The organism is Mesorhizobium sp. M0051 (genome assembly GCF_040323235.1).
GTDB lineage: Bacteria > Pseudomonadota > Alphaproteobacteria > Rhizobiales > Rhizobiaceae > Mesorhizobium.
Genome location: NZ_JAMYUT010000021.1, coordinates 14,635 through 35,389 on the forward strand (window position 1 = coordinate 14,635; position 20,755 = coordinate 35,389).

The 20,755-nt window shown below is 61.5% G+C and carries 22 protein-coding genes and 1 pseudogene; 18 read left to right on the top strand and 5 right to left on the bottom strand.

Annotation, left to right across the window (positions count from 1 at the left end; all coding sequences use genetic code 11):
• Nucleotides 1-5 precede the first annotated feature (5 nt).
• Together NKJ90_RS21015 and NKJ90_RS21020 are read left to right on the top strand one after the other, a co-directional pair.
• Nucleotides 6-569: a GNAT family N-acetyltransferase gene (locus NKJ90_RS21015; RefSeq protein WP_352486694.1), complete on the top strand. Its 564-nt coding sequence runs from the start codon at nt 6-8 to the stop codon at nt 567-569.
• A 282-nt stretch (nt 570-851) separates the two neighbouring features.
• Nucleotides 852-1,142, top strand: a pseudogene (locus tag NKJ90_RS21020) (DUF1203 domain-containing protein); the annotation flags it as partial.
• A gap of 243 nt (nt 1,143-1,385) precedes the next feature.
• Here the strand turns inward: NKJ90_RS21020 and ald are convergent.
• Entirely contained in the window at nt 1,386-2,501 is a 1,116-nt protein-coding gene (ald, locus tag NKJ90_RS21025) for an alanine dehydrogenase (protein WP_023757942.1), read from the bottom strand.
• 159 nt (nt 2,502-2,660) lie between these two features.
• Here ald and NKJ90_RS21030 point away from each other — a divergent pair, with 159 nt between their 5' ends.
• Nucleotides 2,661-3,134, top strand: a complete 474-nt coding sequence (locus tag NKJ90_RS21030) for an Lrp/AsnC family transcriptional regulator (RefSeq protein ID WP_013531467.1) — start codon at nt 2,661-2,663, stop codon at nt 3,132-3,134.
• Nucleotides 3,135-3,274: 140 nt separating this feature from the next.
• Here the strand turns inward: NKJ90_RS21030 and NKJ90_RS21035 are convergent, their stop codons facing one another.
• A complete protein-coding gene (locus NKJ90_RS21035; protein WP_023757941.1) occupies nt 3,275-3,937 on the bottom strand; it encodes a 5-formyltetrahydrofolate cyclo-ligase in 663 nt (220 codons plus the stop codon).
• A 166-nt stretch (nt 3,938-4,103) separates the two neighbouring features.
• On the opposite strand from NKJ90_RS21035, the gene NKJ90_RS21040 reads away from it, so the two are divergent.
• Both NKJ90_RS21040 and NKJ90_RS21045 read left to right on the top strand, forming a co-directional pair.
• Nucleotides 4,104-5,369 carry an NAD(P)/FAD-dependent oxidoreductase gene (locus NKJ90_RS21040; RefSeq protein ID WP_023757940.1) on the top strand — a complete coding sequence of 422 codons (1,266 nt, stop codon included), beginning with the start codon at nt 4,104-4,106 and terminating at the stop codon, nt 5,367-5,369.
• A 210-nt stretch (nt 5,370-5,579) separates the two neighbouring features.
• Nucleotides 5,580-7,559, top strand: a complete 1,980-nt coding sequence (locus NKJ90_RS21045) for a bifunctional 2',3'-cyclic-nucleotide 2'-phosphodiesterase/3'-nucleotidase (protein WP_352486697.1) — start codon at nt 5,580-5,582, stop codon at nt 7,557-7,559.
• Between the two features lie 47 nt (nt 7,560-7,606).
• Here NKJ90_RS21045 and NKJ90_RS21050 read toward each other — a convergent pair whose 3' ends face one another.
• Both NKJ90_RS21050 and NKJ90_RS21055 read right to left on the bottom strand, forming a co-directional pair.
• Nucleotides 7,607-8,863 (bottom strand): SAM-dependent methyltransferase, encoded by a 1,257-nt coding sequence (locus NKJ90_RS21050; RefSeq protein ID WP_023757938.1) that lies wholly within the window; start codon nt 8,861-8,863, stop codon nt 7,607-7,609.
• Between the two features lie 60 nt (nt 8,864-8,923).
• Nucleotides 8,924-9,172, bottom strand: a complete 249-nt coding sequence (locus tag NKJ90_RS21055) for a DUF1365 family protein (protein WP_023757937.1) — start codon at nt 9,170-9,172, stop codon at nt 8,924-8,926.
• Between the two features lie 42 nt (nt 9,173-9,214).
• Between NKJ90_RS21055 and NKJ90_RS21060 the strand changes: the two genes are divergently transcribed.
• The 6 genes from NKJ90_RS21060 to NKJ90_RS21085 all read left to right on the top strand — a co-directional run bounded on the left by NKJ90_RS21060 (nt 9,215) and on the right by NKJ90_RS21085 (nt 12,294).
• On the top strand, nt 9,215-9,349 hold the full coding sequence (locus NKJ90_RS21060; RefSeq protein ID WP_023757936.1) for a hypothetical protein: 135 nt from the start codon (nt 9,215-9,217) through the stop codon (nt 9,347-9,349).
• 99 nt (nt 9,350-9,448) lie between these two features.
• On the top strand, nt 9,449-9,739 hold the full coding sequence (locus NKJ90_RS21065) for a Dabb family protein (protein WP_023757935.1): 291 nt from the start codon (nt 9,449-9,451) through the stop codon (nt 9,737-9,739).
• Between the two features lie 73 nt (nt 9,740-9,812).
• The gene (locus tag NKJ90_RS21070; RefSeq protein WP_023757934.1) at nt 9,813-10,703 is read left to right on the top strand and encodes a VOC family protein; all 891 of its coding nucleotides are present in this window, start codon (nt 9,813-9,815) and stop codon (nt 10,701-10,703) included.
• Entirely contained in the window at nt 10,700-11,545 is an 846-nt protein-coding gene (kdsA, locus tag NKJ90_RS21075) for a 3-deoxy-8-phosphooctulonate synthase (protein ID WP_031259712.1), read from the top strand. The genes NKJ90_RS21070 and kdsA overlap by 4 nt, the downstream gene beginning before the upstream one ends.
• A 95-nt stretch (nt 11,546-11,640) precedes the next feature.
• Nucleotides 11,641-11,844 carry a dodecin family protein gene (locus NKJ90_RS21080; protein WP_352486701.1) on the top strand — a complete coding sequence of 68 codons (204 nt, stop codon included), beginning with the start codon at nt 11,641-11,643 and terminating at the stop codon, nt 11,842-11,844.
• Nucleotides 11,845-11,928: 84 nt separating this feature from the next.
• Nucleotides 11,929-12,294, top strand: coding sequence for a PRC-barrel domain-containing protein (locus NKJ90_RS21085; protein ID WP_023757931.1), 366 nt, complete (start codon nt 11,929-11,931; stop codon nt 12,292-12,294).
• Nucleotides 12,295-12,348: 54 nt separating this feature from the next.
• Here NKJ90_RS21085 and NKJ90_RS21090 read toward each other — a convergent pair whose 3' ends face one another.
• Complete coding sequence (locus NKJ90_RS21090; protein ID WP_198032190.1) at nt 12,349-12,678, bottom strand: hypothetical protein; 330 nt, start codon at nt 12,676-12,678, stop codon at nt 12,349-12,351.
• Between NKJ90_RS21090 and eno the strand changes: the two genes are divergently transcribed.
• The 7 genes from eno to lpdA all read left to right on the top strand — a co-directional run bounded on the left by eno (nt 12,668) and on the right by lpdA (nt 20,689).
• The gene (eno, locus tag NKJ90_RS21095) at nt 12,668-13,942 is read left to right on the top strand and encodes a phosphopyruvate hydratase (RefSeq protein ID WP_023757929.1); all 1,275 of its coding nucleotides are present in this window, start codon (nt 12,668-12,670) and stop codon (nt 13,940-13,942) included. The genes NKJ90_RS21090 and eno overlap by 11 nt on opposite strands.
• Nucleotides 13,943-14,105: 163 nt before the next feature.
• Complete coding sequence (locus tag NKJ90_RS21100) at nt 14,106-14,429, top strand: FtsB family cell division protein (RefSeq protein ID WP_023757928.1); 324 nt, start codon at nt 14,106-14,108, stop codon at nt 14,427-14,429.
• A gap of 194 nt (nt 14,430-14,623) precedes the next feature.
• The gene (gene pdhA, locus NKJ90_RS21105; protein ID WP_023757927.1) at nt 14,624-15,661 is read left to right on the top strand and encodes a pyruvate dehydrogenase (acetyl-transferring) E1 component subunit alpha; all 1,038 of its coding nucleotides are present in this window, start codon (nt 14,624-14,626) and stop codon (nt 15,659-15,661) included.
• Between the two features lie 15 nt (nt 15,662-15,676).
• Nucleotides 15,677-17,077, top strand: a complete 1,401-nt coding sequence (locus NKJ90_RS21110) for a pyruvate dehydrogenase complex E1 component subunit beta (RefSeq protein WP_023757926.1) — start codon at nt 15,677-15,679, stop codon at nt 17,075-17,077.
• Between the two features lie 18 nt (nt 17,078-17,095).
• Complete coding sequence (locus NKJ90_RS21115; RefSeq protein WP_352486705.1) at nt 17,096-18,466, top strand: pyruvate dehydrogenase complex dihydrolipoamide acetyltransferase; 1,371 nt, start codon at nt 17,096-17,098, stop codon at nt 18,464-18,466.
• Between the two features lie 108 nt (nt 18,467-18,574).
• Complete coding sequence (locus NKJ90_RS21120) at nt 18,575-19,210, top strand: SGNH/GDSL hydrolase family protein (protein WP_023757925.1); 636 nt, start codon at nt 18,575-18,577, stop codon at nt 19,208-19,210.
• 15 nt (nt 19,211-19,225) lie between these two features.
• Nucleotides 19,226-20,689, top strand: coding sequence for a dihydrolipoyl dehydrogenase (lpdA, locus tag NKJ90_RS21125; protein ID WP_023757924.1), 1,464 nt, complete (start codon nt 19,226-19,228; stop codon nt 20,687-20,689).
• Nucleotides 20,690-20,755: the final 66 nt, after the last annotated feature.

Below are 20,755 nucleotides of genomic sequence, written 5' to 3' on the forward strand. Positions count from 1 at the left end.
CGACGATGGAAAACGGCGTGCTGGAAGACATCGAGGTCACAGTGACGTTCCTCGAAATGCATGTGCCTCCGGCCTATACGCCGCCTGTGCCCTATAATCGTCAGGTTGCGCTGCTGAAGACCAAAGACATCCCGCTGCATTTCTACCGCTATTTGATGGACCGGGTCGGGCGCAAATGGCACTGGGTCAATGTTCTCAGGCTCGATGATGACGAGCTTTCCGCCGGCATCCACCGCGAGGATCGCGACATCAGAGTGCTCTACCTCGACGGCGCACCAGCCGGCTTCTTCGATCTCAAGCCGCATCTGCCGGAAGAAGTCGAGCTCGCTTATTTCGGCATGATGGAACACGCAACCGGGCAAGGCATCGGTCGCTGGTTCCTGGGCTCCGCGATCGCAGCCGCATGGTCGTATGGGCCGAAGCGAGTGACGGTGCAGACCTGCACGCTCGATCATCCGGCGGCGCTGCCACTTTATCAGAAGCTCGGCTTTGCACCTGTGGCGCAGAAGAAGGAGACGGTGCATCCGATGCCTTTCGCCGAGCGTTCGGCCAGCGTCATGCGGCCGTGACGCCAGCCGCAATCTGACCCGTCGTTCGTCGGCGCTTCGGGCCGGTTTTAGCATGTTGTCCGCACCATCAATGCGGCCGAGGCCGAAGAGACGAAGATATGCTGACCCGGCGATTTTATTTAGCCGGCGCAATATGCCGGATGGACGAAACCCGGATCCGAACAGAACTGGTCGCAGGACTGATTGCTGAGAATCGATCGGTCCCGCACCTTGTCAGGAATCGGGTGGGAAGCGCGGAGTTGGCGGCATAATTTCCGGTCAACGACACCGGAGAGTTTCACCATGACCATCCAGTTCAAAGCCTTGCCGACCGACGATGTCAGGGGCCTGCAGCGCGGCGGTCCCGATGCTTACGGCAACACGCCCGAGCGAAAGATCTCCGACGGCGACGGCGTGCCTTGCCGGCACTGTCTGAAGAACATCGCTGCTGGAGACGCTTACCTCGTCCTGGCGTACCGGCCATTCGCGGAGCTTCAGCCCTATGCCGAAACCGGGCCGATCTTCCTGCATGCCGAAGAATGCGACCGCGCCACCGAGACCGAAGCGCTGCCCGAGGTTCTCGAGAGCCCCGACGCATCGAGCGCGCATGAGGCGCTGAGATTGCAGACAGGAGACACCGTCGTACTCCCGTCGCAAAGTCGCGATAAAAAGCGATTGTCGATCGATTTGCCGACCGCGGATGAACCGGCGGCAAATCTCGATATCGAGGAAGCGGGGCTTTGGCTCCGCTTTTTTGTTGCCTGCGTGTATCTCCAAAGAAAAACCCGCCGGTATGAACCGGCGGGCGAGACTGGAGGAAGCAGTCTTTTTGTGAAATCAGGCGGCCAGAACGGCTTTCGGCTCGACCAGTTCGTAGCCGAGAGCCTCGGCGACAGCGCGGTTTGTGATCTTGCCCTTGTGGACATTGAGCCCGTTGCGCAAATGGTGATCGTCGACCAGCGCCTTCAGGCCCTTGTCGGCAAGCTGCAGGCCATAGTGCAGCGTCGCGTTGTTGAGCGCATGGGCCGAGGTGACCGGCACCGCGCCGGGCATGTTGGCGACGCAATAGTGGATGACGCCGTCAACCTCATAGGTCGGCTCGGCATGGGTGGTGGCGTGCGAGGTCTCGAAGCAGCCGCCCTGATCGATGGCGACGTCGACCAGCACCGAGCCCTTCTTCATGCCTGACAGCATTTCGCGCGAAACCAGCTTCGGCGCCGCGGCACCGGGGATCAGCACGGCGCCGACGACGATATCGGCTGAAAAGCATTCTTCTTCGAGCGCTTCGACGGTCGAGTAACGGGTGTGGACGCGGCCGGCGAAGAGGTCGTCAAGCTGGCGCAGGCGCGGGATCGAGCGGTCGATGATGGTGACATCGGCGCCAAGCCCCGCCGCCATCCTGGCAGCGTGCAGGCCGACGACGCCGCCGCCGAGCACGGCAACCTTGCCGGGCAGCACGCCGGGCACGCCGCCGAGCAGCACGCCGCGGCCGCCATTGGCCTTCTGCAGCGCCGTGGCGCCGGCCTGGATCGACAGGCGTCCGGCGACTTCAGACATCGGCGCCAGCAGCGGCAGGCCGCCGCGATCGTCGGTCACGGTTTCGTAGGCGATTGCGGTCACGCCGGAGGCGAGCAGGCCCTTGGTCTGCTCCGGATCCGGAGCAAGATGAAGATAGGTGTACAGGATCTGGCCTTCGCGAAGCTGCGCCCATTCGGTGGGCTGCGGCTCCTTGACCTTGACGATCATGTCCGACTTGGCAAACACGTCGGCAGCCGTCTTGGCAATCGTGGCACCGGCGGCGCGATAGGCGTTGTCATCGGCCCCGATGCCGGCTCCGGCGCCGGTCTCGACCAGCACTTCGTGGCCATGGGCGACATACTCGCGGACCGAGCCGGGTGTGAGGCCGACGCGATATTCGTGGTTCTTGATTTCCTTGGGGCAGCCGACGCGCATTTTTCTTCTCCCTGATCCGGCCCTATTGGGCTCCTTCCCTGTGTTGGTGGAGTGAACCACGAATCGGTGCGCAGGTGTTTGCGAATGCGCTTGCGTCAGCGGGCGCGTTTCGATAATTGTTGCGCCAAACAGCCATATTTTCGCAGGATTCACGAAAAAATGCCGCTCGACAGGATTGATATCGCCATTCTCGAGGCTTTGCAGAAGGATGGCCGGATACCCAATGCTGCGCTCGCCGAGAAGGTTGGCCTGTCGCAGTCGGCTTGTTCGCGCCGGCTCGACAACCTGGAGAAATCCGGAACCATCCGCGGCTACCATGCCCGGCTTTCCAATGCGGCGCTTGGCCACCAGATGACGGCGATCGTGCACATATCCTTGTCGGGACAATTCGAGAAGACGCTGTCGGATTTCGAGGCGGCGATCAAGCGCTGCCCGAACGTGCTGTCCTGCCATCTGATGTCTGGCGAATACGATTATATTCTCAGGATCGCGGCAAAGGATCTCGTCGACTATGAGCGCATCCACAAGGAATGGCTGTCGGCGATGCCGCATGTGACCAAGATCAACTCGTCATTTGCGCTACGCGAAATCGTTGACCGGACGGCGATGGGCATGAAGCCGGAAATGGCCTGAGCTGTGTCGATATTCAGGTGATGCCGGCCTGCGAACGGCAGTTTCCTGTGCTTCCGGTACTCACGGACTCAAACGCCCGCTCCGTTCCGGTTCTCGGAACCCGCCATTCTCGACTCGGCCTGACCTGAATCTCAACGCAGCTAACCGATCTTGAATGCCTCGATCACGATCCGATCCATCGGGATATCGTGCGGCTGCGGGTAGATGGTGGCGATGCGCTGCAACTCGTAGCCGACGCCGATGACCAGCGGCTTGAACGGCATCGCGGCCAGCGTGCGGTCGAAGAAGCCGCCGCCATAGCCCAGGCGGTAGTTTTGGGGATCGATGCCGACGATCGGCGAGATGACGATGTCCGGCAGCACCGGATTGCCCTCGGCTGGGATCGGGATGTTCCAGACGCCTTTCTCCAGCCGGTCGCCCGGCTTGTAGGCGCGAAAGATCAGGGGATGCGCTTTCTCGACAACGATGGGCAGGGCGGTGCGGCCGCCGCGCGCATTGATGGACGCCATCCATGGCCGTAAATCCGGCTCGCCGCGAAACGGCCAGTAGAGACTGACCATGCGGCCGGCGATCTCGCCGATGATCGCGTCAAGACCTTCGGCGATGCGCTGCGACATTGCCGTTCGCGCGTCGGCCGAAACGGCAAGGCGGGCCGCGATCAGGCGTTCGCGCTCGGTCTTGCGCCAGCGTCTCACATCAGTCCAGTCGTTCAGAGGCACACGGAATTCCGGATCGAGTTCATGCATGAAGCAGGGCGACGAAGAATACAGCGTCGGAGCGTCGTCGTCTTGATCATTGGCCATGCCTCAGCTCGTGGTGCTTTTTGAAGAACGCTATACCGGGCCACGATCGTCGACATGTGCATTCACGACATTCGAAGGCGACTCCCAGGCAATCATCAAAGGACGGAGCGTTGTTGCGGTGCACAAAAATACCTACATCGGGTTGGATGCATTGGGGTGAATTGAGATGAATCAAGCCAGCCATCATGTCGTCGTCGTTGGCGCGGGTTTCGGCGGTCTCGAATTCACACGTGCGCTTGGCGGTGCACCGGTGCGCATCACCATGATCGACAAACGCAACCATCACCTCTTCCAGCCGCTGCTGTACCAAGTGGCGACCACGGCGCTGGCGACGTCCGAGATTGCCTGGCCGGTCCGCCACCTGCTGCACAAGCGCAAGAACGTGACGACGTTGTTAGCCAATGTCGTCGGCGTCGATCGCGCCGGCAAACGCGTGCTGCTCGAAGATGGCAGCGCGGTCGCCTACGACACGCTGCTGCTCGCCACCGGTGCCCGCCATGCCTATTTCGGCCATGACGAATGGGAGCCTTTCGCGCCTGGCCTGAAGACACTGGAGGACGCCACCACTGTTCGACGGCGCATTCTTCTGGCTTTCGAGCAGGCCGAGCGGGAGGCCGATCCCGCCCAACGCCAGGCTCTGCTGACCATTGCGATCGTCGGCGGCGGGCCGACCGGCGTTGAGCTTGCCGGCACCATCGTCGAACTGGCGCATGACACGCTGCACGGCGAGTTCCGCAACATCGACACACGGCAGACGCGCGTGGTGCTGATCGAGGCCGGCGACCGGATTCTGGCCAATTTCGCACCAAAGCTTTCCGACTATGCATCGAAGGCGCTCGAGCGGCTCGGCGTGACGGTCGAACTCGGTCGGGCTGTTACGCGTTGCGACGCCGAGGGCGTCGTTTTCGGCGACAAACGTCTGGCTGCGAAGACAATCCTGTGGGCTGCAGGTGTTGCCGCTTCACCGGCCGCCGAATGGCTCGGCGCGGCGGCGGACCGGGCGGGCAGGGTGCTGGTCGAGCCTGACTTGAGCGTGCCTGGCAGTCCGGAGATTTTCGTCATCGGCGATGCCGCGCATGTCCTGCGGTCGGACGGGCGGCCCGTTCCCGGCGTGGCGCCCGCCGCCAAACAGCAGGGTCGGCATGTTGCCGCCACGCTGAAGGCACGGCTTGCCGGCGACATCAGCCCGCGGCCGTTCCGCTACCGGCATGACGGCGATCTCGCCACGATCGGCAAGCGTGCCGCCGTGATCGACTTCGGCTGGATCAAGCTGACCGGCTGGGCGGCTTGGTGGCTGTGGGGGATCGCGCACATCTATTTCCTGATCGGCTTTCGCAACCGGCTTGCGGTTTCGTTGAGCTGGCTATGGATCTACGCGACGGGCCAGCGCAGCGCGCGACTGATCACGCAAGGCGACGACGACAAGAGCTGATTTCTTCACCCGGACCATTCATCCGCTCGTCATCTGTTGCTGATCGACTGATGTTCGATCCGCGCGACTTCTTGAATGGACTCGCATGAGTTTCAGGGCGAAGTTCGCTTCGGGGCAAGGCAGGCATGATCCCGAAAAGAGGGGACCGGTTTCGGAGAAAAGATCATGCTGCAACAAACGGACTCTCGTCCCGTCGTCGAAGGAAAAAACATGTCGCAACTGCTCCATCCCGTCTCCCGCCGTGATCTGCTTGTGGGTGCCGCCGCCACAGGCGCGTTGATCGTGCTGCATCCGTTCTCGGCTCGCGCTCAAGGCAATCAGGCGCATCTGCGGATCATGGAGACCACCGATATCCATGTGAACGTGCTGCCTTACGACTACTACGCCGACAAGGCGAACGATACGCTGGGCCTGTCGCGTACGGCTTCCCTGATCGATGCGGTGCGCAAGCAAGCCAGCAATTCGATGCTGATCGACAATGGCGACCTGCTGCAGGGCAATCCGATGGGCGACTACATCGCCTATGAGAAGGGGCTGAAGGACGGCGACCTGCACCCGATCATGAAAGGCATGAACCTGCTCGGCTACGAGTGCTCGACGCTGGGCAATCACGAGTTCAACTATGGCTTGTCGTTCCTGGACAAGGTTCTGGCCGGTGCCAACTTCCCATTCGTCTGCGCCAATTTGATCCGCGGCACCGAGCTTGCCGCGAACCCGCGCGACGACAAGCTCTATCTGAAGCCCTATGTCATCCTCGACAAGAAGATCAAGGACGGCTCAGGTGCCGAACAGCCGATCAGGATCGGCATCATCGGCTTCGTGCCGCCGCAGATCATGGTCTGGGATCTCAAGAACCTGGAGGGCAGCGTCAAGACGCGCGACATCGTCGAGGCGGCCAAGGCCTGGGTGCCGCAGATGAAGGAAGAGGGCGCCGACATCGTCATTGCGCTCTCGCATTCCGGCATCGACGTTAAGCACGGCGACATGATGGAGAACGCCTCGTTCTTCGTCGCCGGTGTCGACCGCATCGATGCGGTGTTCACCGGTCACCAGCATCTGGTGTTCCCCGGCAAGAAGGACTTCCAGTCGCTTGAGGGCGTCGACACGCAGAAAGGCACGCTGCAGGGCAAGCCCGCCGTCATGGGTGGCTTCTGGGGTTCGCATATGGGACTGATCGACCTGATGCTGGAGCGCGACGGGTCGAAATGGAAGGTCGTTTCAGCCACCTCGGAGGCGCGGCCGATCTTCGAACGCGTCGACAACAAGAACAAGCCGACTGTCCCGGACGACAACCGCATCATCGCGGCACTCGAACAGGACCACCAGGCGACGCTGGCCTATGTGCGTCGGCCGGTCGGCAAGACCTCCGCGCCGCTCTATTCCTATTTCGCGCTGGTCGCCGACGATCCGTCGGTGCAGGTCGTCAGCCAGGCGCAGACCTGGTATCTCAGGGATATTCTCAAGAACACGCAATGGAAGGACCTGCCGCTGCTGTCGGCCGCAGCTCCCTTCAAGGCCGGCGGACGCAACGGCGCCGACTACTATACCGACGTGCCTGCAGGCGACATCGCCATCAAGAACGTTGCCGACCTCTATCTCTATCCCAACACCGTGCGCGCGGTCGAAATCACCGGGGCTGAGGTCAAGGAATGGCTGGAAATGTCGGCCGGCATCTTCAACCGGATCGAGCCAGGGAGAGCCGACCAGGCCCTCATCAACACCGACTTCCCGTCCTACAACTTCGACGTCATCGATGGCGTCACCTACAGGATAGACCTGTCGCAGCCGCCGAAATATGATGCCAAGGGCGGGCTGGCGAATGCTGGCGCCAATCGTATCGTCGACTTGATGTTCGACAGAAAACCAATTGATCCCAAACAGAAATTCGTCGTCGCGACCAACAATTATCGTGCCGGCGGCGGTGGCAATTTCCCTGACATCGATGCTTCGAAGATCATCTACGAAGCGCCGGACACCAATCGCGACGTCATCGTTCGTTACATCGTCAGCGAGGGCACGATCAACCCGTCTGCGGACGATAACTGGTCGTTCGTGCCGATGCCTGGAACCAGCGTGGTGTTCGAAACCGGCGCCAAGGCGAAGGATTTCATTGCGCAGGTGAAATCGCTGAAGATCGAAGCGGCGGGCGAGGGCGAGGCAGGCTTCGCGAAATACCGCATCCTGCTCTGACCACTGCTGTTCGAAGCTCGATTCCATGCCGTCACGGCGGCGTCGACCTACGCCTTGTAGACCACCTGGCGCACGTCGATGTAGCTGGCGCGGAATCCGGCCTCGCAATAATGCAAGTAGAACTCCCAGAGCTTCTTGAAGCGATCGTCGAAGCCGAGCGGGACGATCTTCTCCCATGAGGCCCAGAACCTGAGACGCCATTCGGCGAGCGTGCGCGCGTAGTCGTCCGGAAAGATGCGCTCGCGCAGATGGGCAAGACCGTGATCTTTGCCGAGTGATTTCAGGATCGATGGCGTAGGCAGCATGCCACCTGGGAACACGTAGCGCTGGATGAAATCCGGCCTGGCGCGATAGGTGTCGTAGGAAGCTTCGTTGATGGTGATGATCTGCAGGCCTGCCGTGCCGCCGGGCTTCAGGCATGCCTTCATCTTGCTGAAGAACACCGGCCAGTATTTCTCGCCGACGGCCTCGAACATCTCGATCGAGGCAATGCGGTCATAGGTGCCGGTTTCGTCGCGATAATCCTGCAGCTTGATGTCGACCTTATCGTCAAGCCCGGCCTTGGCGATGCGCGCCGTAGCGAAGTCATGCTGCTCGCGGCTGATCGTCAGCCCGGTCACCCGACAACCGATCTCGCGCGCCGCGAATTCGGCGAAGCCACCCCAACCGCAGCCGATTTCCAGCACGTGGTCCTTCGGGCCGATGCCTATGTCCTTCGCCAGCGCGCGATATTTGGCGGCCTGGGCGCCTTCGAGGTCGTTGGCACCGGTCGTGTAGAGTGCTGAGGAATAGGTCATGCTCGGATCGAGCCATTGCTTATAGAAGGCGTTGCCAAGGTCGTAATGCGCCGAGATGTTGCGCGCCGAGCCGGTGCGTGTGTTCTGGTTGAACCAGTGGCGAATGCGCTGGACGGTGTTGATCAGCCAGTTGGCGCCACCCGCGATACGCTCGCCGATGGTCGAATTGATCACGAACAGCTCCAGGAAACTGGTCACATCGGGGCTATCCCAATCACCATCCATGTAGGATTCGGCCACGCCGATCGTGCCGCCGGAAAAGGCGCGGCCGGGCAGTCGCCAATTCTTGAGCACCAGTTCGGCGTCCGGGCCGGGTCCCTTGCCGCCGACGAGGACGGCGCGACCGTCGGGCATTCTGACCTTTAGCGAACCGCGCGGCAGGTTCATCGCCGCCGACAGCACCATGCGCGCCTTGGCCGGTAGACCCTTGACGATCTCGGCGAAATTGAATTCGTCGAGCCTGACCGCGTCGCTCAACGCAATGCCATGATGTTCTTGGTGTGCCATCTCACGCGTCCCTGACCTCCGCGGTATCGGCGCAAATTGCCGAGCACCGGTTCTCGCGGTTCATTCGCCAGGTTCGAACGCTGTTGCCTGATCCCGGTAGCTGACCGGTTCCGCGATCGGCGGTTTCGAACGAAAGCGCGCGCCCTTTTTTCGCCTGAGCTTCAGCGCTTCCCAGTGAACCCCTGCGGCAATCTTCCACGTCATGAGGGAGAACTTCAAGAGGCAGGCTGCAAGCCGGGCTGTGCCAAGTGATTGGCGCTTGTCGGCGGTGTATCTGACTTTTTGCGCAGCAAAGGCCGAACGCGCCAAAAACACTATGGCTGCGGCATGACCTATGCGATAGATTTAGCCATGCGTTATGTAGCCGTCATTGCCGCCGTCGCGTTTTTCCTGATCTGGGATGGCATATACAATCAGGGCCGGTATCTCGACTCCACGGTGAGGGGTGCCACGCACGTCGTGCGGTCCGTCACCAGCAATATCTAGCGTCCATGCGAATCACCGGCAGCCGCGACATCCTTGTCGATTGACGCCACCGTCATGCCGTCACAAAAGACCTCCGGCATTTAGATCGAGGAGGCGGCGTTGATCCGGCATATCGTTTTCTTCAGCGCGCGGCGCAAAGAGGATGTGGAGGCGGTGCGCGCGGGCCTGCTTGCGCTCGGCGACATTCCTCATTCCAGCCTCTTTGAAGTGACGCTGAACACCAAGGTGGATCCACTGTCGGACGAGGTCGATGTGGTCGTTTATGCGGAATTCGCCGATGCCGCCGCGCTGGCCGCCTACAAGGCGCACCCGCTCTATGCGCGGACCACCAGCAAGGTCAAACCAATGCGAGAACTTCGTTATTCGGCCGATGTCATCGCCGGGAGCTGATCGAGACTACGCTCCGGCCGCGATTGCGATCAAGCCTTGAACCGCCTTGCAGAATGATGCACATCGCGCCTGCATGACCCGAAACACAGCTGCCGGCACCCATCCGCTCGATCACCTGGTGCTGCCCACGCAGAAGCTTGATGTGGCGCGCGCCCGGCTTACCTCGCTCGGCTTCGTTGTTGCTCCGACCGGGATACATCCCTTCGGGACCGAAAACTGTTGTGTGTTCCTCGCCGACGGCACCTATCTCGAACCGCTCGCAATTGGCGATGGACAAGTGGCGACGACAGCCATTGCCGATGGCAATGTGTTCGTCGCGCGCGACCGGCTCTATCGCAACAACCATGGCGGCGAGGGATTTTCCGCCGTGGTCCTGGGTACCGGCAACGCGGATGAAGACCATGCGCGCTACCTCGCGGCCGGCATCTCGGCGGGACACATGCTGAGCTTTTCGCGCGCCTTCATGGACTCGGCGGGGAAAAGCGACATCGCATCGTTCAAGCTCGCCTTTGCAGCGGGAGCCAAGGCCACGGACGCCTTCCTGTTTGCCTGCGAGCGGGTCAACGCGCCTGATGTGGACCGTTCAGCTTCGCAGGCGCACGCCAACGGCGCCACTGGAATTGTCGAGATCGTGGCGGTCAGCGATCAACCTGCCGAACAGCATGGATTGATTTCGGTGGCGGTGGGCGATCCGACCGCCGATGGCCAGGGCGGCGCATTTCACTTGCCGAATGCAGGTTTGAGCGTGCTCGACCCAGCATCTTTCACCGCGCGTTACGGCCTGCCTGCCGGCCGGCCGACGAACCTTCGCTTCGCCGCGGTCGTCTTTTCGGTCCGGAGCGCCGATGTGACATCGAGGCTGCTTGCAGCCAATTCCATCCAACACGATATAGCCGGCCATGATATCGTCGTGCAGCCTGCACCCGGACAGGGCGCGGCCTTCGTCTTCCGGGAGATCCCATGAGCAAACCCCTGGCGCCCAATTCGTCGGTAACCGTCGGCAATGTCGTGTTCGACAACAACGCGGCTTTGTCGCTGATAGCCGGCCCTTGCCAGTTTGAATCGCGCCAGCATGCCTTCGACATGGCCGGCGCGCTGAAGGAGCTGACCGGCAAGCTCGGCATAGGCCTCGTCTACAAGACCAGCTACGACAAGGCCAACCGCACCTCGCTGTCGGCGACGCGGGGTGCCGGCATGGATGCAGCCCTTCCCGTTTTCGACGAACTGCGCAAGGAATTTTCGCTTTCCGTGCTGACCGATGTCCACACAGAGGAGCAGTGCGCCATCGTCGCGCCGCATGTCGACGTCCTGCAAATTCCGGCTTTCCTGTCACGCCAGACCGACATGCTGGTCGCCGCCGCCAGGACCGGCAAGGTCATCAACGTGAAGAAGGGACAGTTCCTAGCCCCTTGGGACATGAAGAACGTCGTCGCCAAGATCACCGGTTCCGGCAATGCCAATGTGCTGACCACCGAGCGCGGCGCTTCCTTCGGCTACAATACGCTGGTGTCCGACATGCGCGCTTTGCCTGTCATGGCCGAGATCGGCGCGCCGGTGATCTTCGACGCCACGCATTCGGTACAGCAGCCGGGCGGGCAGGGTGGTTCCTCGGGCGGCGAGCGCCGCTTTGTCGAGACTCTGGCCCGCGCCGCCGTCGCTGTCGGCGTTGCCGGCGTGTTCATCGAAACCCACCAGGATCCGGACAATTCGACCTCATCCGACGGCCCGAACATGCTGCCGCTGAAGGACATGCCGGCCCTGCTCGAACGGCTGATGGCATTCGATCGCATCGCCAAGGGTCACTAAGCCAGACGCATCCTCTCCGACTGCCGGCGCTTGTGGAAGGCATGGGCCGGCTGTACGCTTTGCCTGGCAAATGAGCGCTTTGGCAGGAGGAAGCCATGTCCGTCGCCCGCGTCACCGAAATCACGTCGTCGTCGAAGAAGAGCTTTCAAGACGCCATCGAACAGGGGATTGCGCGAGCATCGAAAACCCTGAAGAACGTCGAAGGTGCTTGGATCCAGGATCAGAAGATCGTCGTCCAGGACGGCAAGATCGCCGCCTATCGCGTTAACATGAAGGTCACTTTCATCCTCGCGGAGTGACCGGCGGCCGCCGAAAAAGTCGGGAACCTTCGCCCGCAGCCCTCATTGTCCAAGCAGAGTTCAACGACAATGAGGAGCAAGACCATGACAACCCAGACTGGCCACACCGAAGCTATCGCGGCTTCGCGAGTCATCGGCACGTCGGTCTACAACACCGAAGGCAGAAGTATCGGCACCATTCAGGACGTCATGCTCGACAAGATGTCGAACGGCATCATGTTCGCGGTGATCGGTTTTGGCGGCTTCCTCGGCATCGGCGAGAAGTATCACGCGATACCGTGGGCGAGCCTCGACTATGACGAGGACAAGGGCGGCTATGTCGTACCGTTCTCCAAGGAGCAGTTGAAGGCCGCACCTGCCTATTCGATCAATGAACTGGCCGGCGCGGATGGCGAGATCGCTCGCGACGCATCCTACGACTACTACAAGGTCACGCCCTACTGGCATTGACGGCTCAAACAAAATGGCCCCGTCTCGACGGGGCCATTTTGTTTGATGCAGCAGCTATTTGCTGATCTGCAAGGGGGCCATCGCCTTGGGCGGCGACTGCTGGTTGTCGCACGACGTCAGGAACGCAGCCGCGATCAGGAACAGACACACGATACCACTCAACTGAGACATGGCGAAACTCCTCCTGTTTCGCCCCGCGCACCCGCACCATAGCCGGAAGCGGCCCTGCCGCACATGACTTATGATGACAGCGATTTGCGCTTCGTGAATCGTGGTGCATGTCGCCCAAAAATTGCGCGCCGGCCGATTGCCTTTTGCAGCACTTTGGCTAAGACGGGCGCGACGCTTCTTCAGATCAATCGAGGACATTGCAATGACCGCCATCGTCGACATTGTCGGGCGTGAAATCCTGGACAGCCGTGGAAATCCGACCGTCGAGGTCGATGTCATTCTCGAAGACGGCTCGATGGGCCGCGCGGCGGTGCCATCGGGCGCTTCGACCGGCGCTCACGAGGCCGTCGAACTGCGTGACGGCGGCGCCCGCTATCTCGGCAAGGGCGTGCTCAAGGCCGTTGAAGCGGTCAACGGCGAGCTGTTCGAGGCGATCGGCGGCATGGAAGCCGAAAACCAGATCCATATCGACCAGACCATGATCGAGCTTGACGGCACGCCCAACAAGAGCCGCCTCGGCGCCAATGCCATTCTCGGCGTGTCGCTGGCGGTGGCCAAGGCAGCGGCCGAAGCCGCTGGCCTGCCGCTCTACCGCTATGTCGGCGGCACCAAGGCGCATGTCCTGCCGGTGCCGATGATGAACATCATCAATGGTGGCGCCCATGCCGACAATCCGATCGACTTTCAGGAATTCATGATCCTGCCGATCGGCGCGCCGACGCTGCGCGAAGGTGTTCGCTGGGGATCGGAGATATTCCACACGCTGCGCAAGAAGCTGAAGGACGCCGGTCACAACACCAATGTCGGCGACGAGGGCGGCTTTGCCCCGAACCTGAAGAGTGCGCCAGTGGCGCTCGATTTCATCATGGAATCGATCGAGCAGGCCGGCTTCAAGCCAGGCGAAGAGATTGCGCTCGGTCTCGATTGCGCCGCGACCGAGTTCTTCAAGGACAGCAATTATGTCTATGAAGGCGAGAAGAAGACGCGCGACCCCAAGGCCCAGGCCAAATACCTGGCCAAGCTCGCCGCCGACTATCCTATCATCTCGATCGAGGATGGCCTGGCCGAGGACGACTGGGAAGGCTGGAAGTACCTCACCGACCTGATCGGCAAGAAGACCCAGCTGGTCGGCGACGATTTGTTCGTCACCAACACCGCACGGCTGCGCGACGGCATCCGCATGGGTGTTGCCAATTCGATCCTGGTCAAGGTCAATCAGATCGGCTCGCTGACGGAAACGCTCGACGCCGTCGAGACCGCGCACAAGGCCGGCTACACCGCCGTCATGTCGCACCGTTCGGGCGAAACCGAGGATTCGACGATCGCCGATCTCGCCGTTGCCACCAATTGCGGACAGATCAAGACCGGCTCGCTGTCGCGCTCGGACCGCATGGCCAAATACAACCAGCTGATCCGCATCGAGGAACAGCTTGGCAAGCAGGCAAGCTATGCCGGCAAGTCGGTAGTCAAGGGCTGATCCCGAACACCTGGAATCCCTGTATATTGGATGAAAGGGCGGGGCATTCCTGCCCTTTTTCATTTCGGCGGTCGCTAAGCCCGTCATCCGTAACCGTCCGTTAAGCACAATCGGGCGAAAAGATCCTGAGCCGCCTGAGTTCGCGGCTGCGAGGATTCGAGCGATGTGGACGCGTCAGCACAAGCAGAGAAACACCGGCCGGCTGATCATCCCCTCGCTCTGCGCGGCGTTCCTGGCCTATTTCGGCTTTCATGCCTATCATGGCGAATTCGGCATCAACTCGAAATACCAGCTGGAAGCCCAAACGGTTGCGCTGCAAAGCCAGCTCGATGCGATCAAAGCGCGTCGGATGGAACTCGAGCGGCGTGTTCGGCTCATGCATGAAGGCACGCTTGAGAAGGACATGCTCGACGAGCAGGCGCGCAAGGCGCTCAATTTGTCCCAGGCTGATGAAATCACCATCATGTTGCCGGCCTCAGGGAAATAACCGATATTGAGTTAATCGCCAATATTTTCAATGATTTTAATCGCTTAGGCGCATGCCAGCTATGCAATTTCGGCATGGCGCAACGCGCTGACGCGTGTTAGCCTCCCGCAAATCGGTGGGGAGGAGCTGATCTCCCCGGGGCAGATTTCATCTTGCTCAAATGTCCACAAAGAGACGCCAATAGGGAGTGATGCATGGCTACCGCCGCCAGAAAAGCGCCTGCCAAATCCAAATCCGACGGTAAATCGGGGCTTTCGGCTCCCAAGCCTTCCGAATTCACCAAGGACGAAGAGCTCGCCGCCTACCGACACATGCTGCTCATCCGTCGTTTCGAGGAAAAGGCCGGCCAGCTTTACGGCATGGGTTTCATTGGCGGCTTCTGCCACCTCTACATCGGCCAGGAAGCGGTCGTGACCGGCATGAAGATGGCGCTTATCGACGGCGATCAGATGATCACCGCCTATCGCGACCATGGCCACATGCTGGCTATGGAACTGTCGCCACGCGGCGTCATGGCCGAGCTGACCGGACGTCGCGGCGGCCTGTCACGGGGCAAGGGCGGCTCCATGCACATGTTCTCCAAGGAAAAGCATTTTTACGGTGGCCACGGCATCGTCGGCGCGCAGGTGTCGCTCGGCACCGGGCTGGCCTTCGCCAACCGCTACCGCGACAACAACAATGTCTCGCTGACCTATTTCGGCGACGGTGCGGCCAATCAGGGCCAGGTCTATGAAAGCTTCAACATGGCCTCGCTGTGGAAGCTGCCGGTGATCTACATCATCGAGAACAATCGCTACGCCATGGGCACCTCGGTTTCGCGCTCCTCGGCGGAAACCAATTTTTCGCATCGCGGCGCCTCCTTCAAGATTCCAGGCATCCAGGTCGACGGCATGGATGTGCGCGCCGTGAAGGCAGCGGGCGATCAGGCGACGGAATGGTGTCGCGCCGGCAACGGGCCGATCATTCTCGAAATGCAGACCTACCGCTACCGCGGTCACTCGATGTCCGACCCGGCGAAATACCGCTCCAAGGAAGAGGTGCAGAAGATGCGCTCGGACCATGACCCGATCGAGCAGGTCAAGGCGCGGTTGACCGAGAAGAAGTGGGCGACCGAGGATGAGCTGAAGGCCATCGACAAGGAGGTTCGCGACATCGTTGCGGATGCCGCCGAATTTGCCCAGCACGACGCGGAGCCGGATCCGTCCGAGCTCTGGACCGACATTGTATTGTAACGGGAGGGCAAGGACATGCCGATAGAAATTCTCATGCCCGCTCTCTCGCCGACCATGGAAGAGGGCAATCTTTCCAAGTGGTTGAAGAACGAGGGCGACAAGGTCGTCGCCGGCGACGTCATCGCCGAGATCGAGACTGACAAGGCGACGATGGAAGTCGAAGCCGTTGACGAAGGCACGCTGGGCAAGATCCTGATTGCCGCCGGCACCGAAGGCGTCAAGGTCAACACCCCGATCGCAGTGCTGCTGCAGGATGGCGAAAGCGCCGGAGATATCGGCAAGTCCGCGGCTCCCGCCAAGGCGGAAGCGCCTGATAAAGCCGAGGCTCCAGTCGCCAAGGACAAGGCGGAGGCCGCAAAGCCCGCCGCCGCACCGGTCGCTGCCGCTCCGAAGACCGAGATCGCCGCCGATCCGGATATTCCCGCCGGCACGGAAATGGTCTCCACCACGGTGCGCGAAGCACTGCGCGATGCGATGGCCGAGGAAATGCGCCGCGACGCCGATGTTTTTGTCATGGGCGAGGAGGTCGCCGAGTACCAAGGCGCCTACAAGATCACGCAAGGCCTGCTGCAGGAATTCGGACCACGCCGTGTCGTCGACACACCGATCACCGAGCACGGCTTTGCCGGCGTCGGCGTCGGTGCGGCGATGGCCGGCCTGAAGCCGATCGTCGAGTTCATGACCTTCAACTTCGCCATGCAGGCGATCGACCAGATCATCAACTCCGCCGCCAAGACGCTCTATATGTCGGGCGGCCAGATGGGCGCGCCGATCGTGTTCCGTGGACCGAACGGCGCTGCTGCCAGGGTCGCTGCCCAGCACTCGCAGTGCTACGCCGCTTGGTACAGCCACATTCCAGGCCTGAAAGTGGTGATGCCTTACACCGCCGCCGACGCCAAGGGCTTGCTCAAGGCGGCGATCCGCGACCCGAACCCGATTATCTTCCTCGAGAACGAAATCCTTTACGGGCAGTCCTTCGACGTCCCTAAGCTGGACGATTTCGTGTTGCCGATCGGCAAGGCGCGCATCCACAAGACTGGCAAGGACGTCACTATCGTCTCTTTCGGCATCGGCATGACCTATGCGTTGAAGGCAGAGGCCGAACTGCGCGGCCTGGGCATCGACGTCGAGATCATCGATCTCAGGACCATCCGGCCGCTCGACCTCGACACCATCATCGCCTCGGTCAAGAAGACCAACCGGTTGGTTGTGGTGGAGGAAGGCTACCCGCAGAGTTCGGTCGGCGACCATATCGCCAACCAGGTGTCGCAGCGCGCCTTCGACTTCCTCGACGCTCCGGTGATCACCATTGCCGGCAAGGATGTGCCGATGCCCTATGCGGCCAACCTCGAAAAGCTGGCTTTGCCGAATGTCGGCGAGGTCATCGAGGCGGTCAAAGCCGTCACGTATCGCTGAATCGGGCGGGAGGACAAAATGCCAATCAACATCACCATGCCGGCCCTGTCGCCCACGATGGAAGAGGGCAATGTCTCCAAATGGCTCGTCAAGGAAGGCGACAAGGTTTCGCCGGGCGATGTCATAGCCGAGATCGAGACCGACAAGGCGACGATGGAAGTCGAGGCCGTCGATGAAGGCACCGTTGCAAAGCTCGTCGTTCCCGCCGGCACCGAAGGCGTGAAAGTCAATGCGCTGATTGCCGTCCTCGCCGCCGAAGGCGAGGACGCAGCGGCTGCTGCGAAGAACGGTGGAGCTGCCGAACCAGCGAAAGCGGAGGCGCCGAAAGCAGAGGCTCCCAAGGCTGAAGCACCGAAGGCCGGGACACCAAAGGCCGAGCCTGCTGCAACCGCCCCCAAGGCAGAGTCGGCTCCGGTTGCCAACGGCCATGCAACTGGCGAGCGTACCTTCGCCTCGCCGCTCGCACGCCGCATCGCCAGGGATGCCGGCGTCGACGTGTCTGCCGTGACGGGCACCGGCCCCCATGGCCGCGTGGTCAAGGCCGATGTCGACGCGGCGATTGCCGGTGGCGGTGCCAAGGCGCCTGCCGCCAAGGCCGCGCCCGCCGGCGCGCCGGCTGCTGCCCCTGCGGTGAAAGCGATGTCGGACGATCAGGTGCTGAAGCTGTTCGAGCAGGGCTCCTACGAACTCGTCCCGCATGACAACATGCGCAAGACCATCGCCCGGCGTCTGGTCGAGGCCAAGACCACCATCCCGCATTTCTACCTGACGCTCGACTGCGAACTCGATGCACTGCTGGCTCTGCGTACGCAGATCAATGCGGCAGCGCCGGTGAAGAAGACCGACAAGGGTGACGCTCCTGCCTACAAGCTGTCGGTCAACGACATGGTCATCAAGGCGATGGCGATGGCGCTGAAGGCGGTGCCGGATGCCAATGCCTCGTGGACGGAAAGCGCCATGGTCAAGCACAAGCATGCCGATGTCGGCGTTGCCGTGTCGATCCCCGGTGGGCTGATCACGCCGATCATCCGCAAGGCGGACGAAAAGACGCTATCCACCATTTCCAACGAGATGAAGGATCTGGCCAGCCGCGCCCGCAGCCGCAAGCTGAAGCCGGAAGAGTACCAGGGCGGCACCACGGCGGTGTCCAATCTCGGCATGTTCGGCATCAAGGACTTTGCCGCCGTCATCAACCCGCCGCACGCAACCATCCTGGCGGTCGGCGCCGGCGAGGAGCGGGCAGTGGTCAAGAACGGCGAGATCAAAATCGCCACCGTGATGTCGGTGACGCTATCGACCGACCATCGTGCCGTCGACGGTGCGCTGGGTGCCGAATTGCTGGTCGCGTTCAAGCGATTGATCGAGAACCCGATGGGCATGCTTGTCTAGGAAGGGAGAGGGCGGTGCGGATAGTCTTCACCGGCCTTTCCGCCTTCGTGATTGGCTGTTCGTGCGCTGGCGGTTGAGACGCGGTTTGATTAACGCACAGGTGAGCGCATGAAGACGGTTCTTTGCTACGGCGACTCGCTGACCTGGGGCTACAACGCCGAAGGTGGCCGCCACCCGCTTGAAGACCGCTGGCCAAGCGTGCTGCAGGCGGGGCTCGGCGATGCCGCCGAAGTCGTTGCCGAAGGCCTCAATGGCCGCACCACGGCTTTCGACGATCATCTGGCCGGTGCCGATCGCAACGGCGCCAGGCTGCTGCCAACGGTCCTGACAACGCATGCGCCGATTGATCTTATCGTCTTCATGCTCGGCGCCAACGACATGAAGCCATGGATCCATGGCAACCCGGTAGCGGCCAAGCAAGGCATCCAGCGGCTGATCGACATCGTGCGCGGCCACGACTATCCATTCGACTGGTCGGCGCCGCAGATCCTGATCGTTTCGCCGCCTGTGGTCAGCCGCACCGACAATGCCGAATTCAAGGAAATGTTTGCCGGCGGTGACGACGCTTCGACCCGGCTGGCGCCGCTCTACGCTGCCCTTGCCGATGAGGCCGGTTGCGGCTTCTTCGACGCTGGCACCGTGGCGCAAACCACCCCGCTCGACGGCGTCCACCTCGATGCAGAAAACACGCGGAACATCGGCAAGGCACTGACGCCGCTCGTGCGCGTCATGCTGGAACTGTGAATCAAGGAGAAAACCGTGGCTGAGAACTATGACGTCATCATCATCGGCTCCGGCCCCGGCGGCTATGTCACGGCGGTGCGTTCCGCCCAGCTCGGTTTCAAGACGGCGATCATCGAGCGCGAGCATCTCGGCGGCATCTGCCTAAATTGGGGCTGCATACCGACCAAGGCGCTCCTGCGCTCGGCCGAGATCATGCATTATTCGGATCATCTGAAGGATTACGGACTGAAGCTAGACGGCAAGGTCAGCGTCGACACGTCGGCCGTGGTCGACCGATCGCGGAAAGTGTCGCTGCGGCTCAATGGCGGCGTAGCCTTCCTGATGAAGAAGAACAAGGTCGACGTCATCTGGGGCGAGGCCAAGCTGTCCAAGGCTCCTTCAGGCGACAAATTGGGTGAGATCGTCGTGTCCAAGACGGCCAAGAAGCCGATGGAGCCGCAGCCGCCGATGCCGAAAGGCGTCAAGGCTGAGGGCACCTATGGCGCCAAGCACATCATCCTGGCCACCGGCGCCCGGCCACGTGCGCTGCCCGGCATCGAGCCCGACGGCAAGCTGATCTGGACCTATTTTGAGGCCATGGTGCCGAAGGAGATGCCGAAGTCGCTGCTGGTCATGGGCTCCGGCGCCATCGGCATTGAATTCGCCTCGTTCTACCGCACCATGGGTGCCGATGTGACAGTCGTCGAACTGTTGCCTGCAGTGATGCCGGTCGAGGACGCCGAAGTCTCGAAATTCGCGCAAAAGCAGTTCGAGAAGCAAGGCATGAAGATCATCCTAGAAGCCAAGGTGACCAAGGTCGAGAAGGGTGCCAACTCGGTCACCGCGCATGTCGAGATGAAGGACGGCAAGGTCGAGAAGATCACCGCCGACCGCATGATCTCGGCGGTTGGCGTGCAGGGCAACATCGAGAATCTTGGCCTTGAGGCGCTCGGCGTGAAGACCGAGCGCGGCTGCATCGTCATCGACGGTTACGGCAACACCAATGTGCCCGGCATCTATGCCATCGGCGATGTCGCCGGCCCGCCGATGCTTGCCCACAAGGCCGAGCATGAGGGCGTGGTGTGCGTTGAAAAGATTGCCAATTTCCCTGGCGTGCATGCCACCGACAAGCTCAAGATTCCAGGCTGCACCTATTGCAATCCGCAGGTCGCCTCCGTCGGCCTGACGGAAGCGAAGGCCAAGGCCGAGGGCAAGGACATCCGCGTCGGACGCTTTCAGTTCGCCGCCAATGGCAAGGCCATCGCGCTCGGCGAGGACCAGGGGTTCATCAAGACCATCTTCGACAAGAAGACCGGTCAGTTGCTTGGTGCGCATATGGTCGGCGCCGAAGTGACCGAGCTGATCCAGGGCTTTGTCGTGGCGATGAACCTCGAAACGACCGAGGAAGAGTTGATGCACACCATCTTCCCCCACCCGACGCTGTCGGAAATGATGAAGGAAAGCGTGCTCGACGCCTATGGTCGCGCGCTGAACGCATGATAGATTGGCCGCACGAGACTCAATCGCTCAAGCTGCGGGATCTCGACGGCAAAGCAGTTCGTTTCC